This window comes from Corynebacterium tuscaniense (assembly GCF_008693065.1).
GTDB classification, from domain to species: Bacteria; Actinomycetota; Actinomycetes; order Mycobacteriales; family Mycobacteriaceae; genus Corynebacterium; species Corynebacterium tuscaniense.
The window spans coordinates 1-2,829 of the sequence record NZ_VXKH01000107.1; the positions used below are offsets into that span (position 1 = coordinate 1).

General features: G+C 65.4%; 2 protein-coding genes and 1 pseudogene. 2 read left to right on the plus strand and 1 reads right to left on the minus strand.

The window, feature by feature from the left end; all coding sequences use genetic code 11:
- Window positions 1-53 precede the first annotated feature (53 nt).
- Window positions 54-767 (plus strand): annotated as a pseudogene (locus F4V54_RS12005) (MmpA family trehalose lipid delivery protein); the annotation flags it as partial.
- A 229-nt stretch (window positions 768-996) separates the two neighbouring features.
- Here the strand turns inward: F4V54_RS12005 and F4V54_RS10575 are convergent.
- Complete coding sequence (locus F4V54_RS10575; RefSeq protein WP_150387111.1) at window positions 997-2,070, minus strand: glycosyltransferase family 4 protein; 1,074 nt, start codon at window positions 2,068-2,070, stop codon at window positions 997-999.
- Between the two features lie 61 nt (window positions 2,071-2,131).
- Here F4V54_RS10575 and F4V54_RS10580 point away from each other — a divergent pair.
- On the plus strand, window positions 2,132-2,829 hold a 698-nt coding region (locus F4V54_RS10580; RefSeq protein WP_211359486.1), incomplete at its 3' end, for a class I SAM-dependent methyltransferase.

Consider the following 2,829-nt stretch of genomic DNA (forward strand, 5'->3'; position numbering starts at 1 on the left):
GTGGCCTGTTCGCGCTGGCCACGGTGCTGCTTGTGGGGCGGTCGAAGCTCGCCGTGTGTGCCTCCGCGCTAGCCTGCCTGCCGTGGGTGGGGGCGACGGTCTTGCAGGTTGTTAGCGGCTCTGCATCTGCGGCTTCTGCTGCTGCTTTCGCCCCGCGCGCAGAGGAATACGCCGGCACACTCGGCGCATTCCTCGGCTTGGGCGGGATCTGGAACGCCGAGGCGGTGCCGGCATCCCGCTCGACCGGATTCGCTCTTGCTGGGATCATGTTGTTTCTGGTGCTGGCCACCGCACTGCGCCGAGTACCCCGCCCCGTTCTCATCCTGGCTGGCCTCGGCTTCGCGGTGCCGCTGTTGTCCTGGCTACTGCCAGACGTTCAGGCCTGGATTGTCAGCCATGTACCGGGTGGGGGGCTCGTCAGGGATGCACAGAAATTCCTGGCCTTAGCGGTGCCGGCGTATGTTCTCGCGGCGGCTCGCTTGTCCCGCAGCGACCTCGCTGGCGCTGCACTTGGCTTGGCGCTCCTCCAAGTCCCTGACGCACCCCGAGCCCTGGCGATGCTCGCACCTGTGGAGGTCACCGTGCCCGCGATAGCGCACGAAGGTCGTGATGTTTTCTTCCCCAACCGGCCCACCCTGCTCACCCGCACCGACGGCGTGCCCGTGGTCGATCCAGCGACCAAGGCCATGAACGTGGTGGAATCCGGCGCGCTCACCGTGGATGGCATCCAGGTGGACAACCCGTCGGCACGCTGGCAGGTGGCAGATGTGCTGTTCAATAACGGCACGCTGTCCCCTGAAGCCCCGGAAGAAGCCCAGTGGTACTTCTCCGACCCCCAGGTTGGCTTGGTTGCACGGCCTGATGGGCGCGGCGGCTACACCGTCGAGGACACAGACATCCCGGCGCGTGCACTGCCCCGCAGCGGGTTGGCACTGCTCAGCCTGTGGTTCGCGCTGCCGCTCCTAGCGTTGCTGACGTTGCTGCCGTTGCTGGCTTTCAGCCAGCAACGAGGCCCTCGATCAGCTCCGCGAACTTCCGGCCAGTTTCCCGCCACGAAAAGCGGGCTGACCAGGCGCGAGCACGATCACCTAGATCCTCCAAAGCCTCCGGCTCACTAATAAGCTCCCGCACCACCTGCTTGAACTGGGCGTCTGAATCAACCAGTACACCCGTCTCTCCATCAATGATGGACTCGCGCAGACCACCGGCTGACCGATACCCCACAGTCGGCACACCATGTTGGGCGGCTTCCACCACCGCAATCCCCCAGCCCTCCTTGGCAGACGGCATGAGGTGCAGGCAGGCGCGAGCCAAAAGCGCGTGTTTCAGGTCATCGCCAACGTGGCCATGGAACACCACCCGGTCCCCCAGATCAGCAGCGTACGCACGCAGCTGGTCCTCCCACCAGCCAGAACCGATGATGTCCAGCACCACCCCCGGCAGGTCCCGTACCGCGTCGATGGCCTGCTCAATGCGTTTGTGCGGGACGAGGCGGGAGAGTGTGGCTATGTGGGTCCGGCCACTCGGCAGCAACATTGGCAAGCGCATGGGCACCGGATCGACCCCGTTTTCAATGATGCTGATGTCACGGGCCCGCACACCGAGCGCCACCAGATCAGCCTTTGATGCCTGCGACACCGTCACATACGGGGCACCCCGGTACACGCGCGGCGCCACACGCGATTCCAGGAACCAGCCGAACCGCCCAATGATCGGCCCCGCCACCGGCCATTGCTCCTTATGGCAATGGTGTGTGAGCAGCACCACCGGCGCGCGCGTAAACAGCCGTGCAAAGAACGGAATCCCGTTTTGCGTATCCACCACCACATCGGGCCGATGCCGCCACACGGCAAACAGTGCGCGCAGGTAGACGGTGTATTTGCCGCCGGCGCGCTCAAATCGGATGCCATCACGCACGGCACGACGCGGGACGTCCGTGTGCGCTGCACTGCGATAAATCACCTCATGCCCCCGCGCGGCCAGGTGCGCGCCCACTCGCTCCAGGTAGCGCTCACTGCCGCCGCCCTGCGGGTGGGTAGTGTCGCGCCAGCAGAGGAGGAGAATCTTCATCGTGCTCCCAATCCGATTCGTTCAAAGTCTGTCGATGGTAACACCGCGTATACTTCACCCAATGCCCCTGCCACGGACCCGCCGTTTTGCTACCCTGCGGCGTTCCCTGCGTTTGCTCGCCTCTTTCCGCCACGAGCAAACCGCCCCCGAAAAGTTCTACCGCAGCCTCGCGCACGATACGCGCATGCTTATCGACGCCGTCCTGGCCGACACCACCCCCCATCCCCTCCCCGGTTCCACCGTCTTGGACGTTGGCGGCGGCCCCGGCTACTTCGCCGACGCGTTCTCCGACACGTGGTACCTCGGCCTGGAACCCAGCGTGTCCGAAATGTCCGCCGCTGGCCTGACCGGCTACGGCGCCGTGCGTGGCGACGGCACCGCGCTGCCCTTCCGCGACTCTTCTTTCGACGTGGTGTATTCCTCCAACGTCGCCGAACACATCCCGAACTGGCAGGCCATGGCGGAAGAAATGCTCCGCGTAACCAAACCGGGTGGCCTGACCGTTCTCAGCTACACAGTCTGGCTCGGCCCTTTCGGCGGCCACGAAACCGGCTTCTGGCAGCACTACCTGGGAGGGGACTTCGCCCGCCGCCACTACGAAAAGAAACACGGCCATCCGCCTAAGAACGTGTGGGGTACTTCCCTCTTCGCCGTCTCCGCCCGCGATGGTCTCGCCTGGGCCCGCAGCCTTGAGACCTCCGGCCGCGCCCAACTCGTCGCCGCCTTCCCCCGCTACCACCCGCGCTGGGCGTGGTGGGT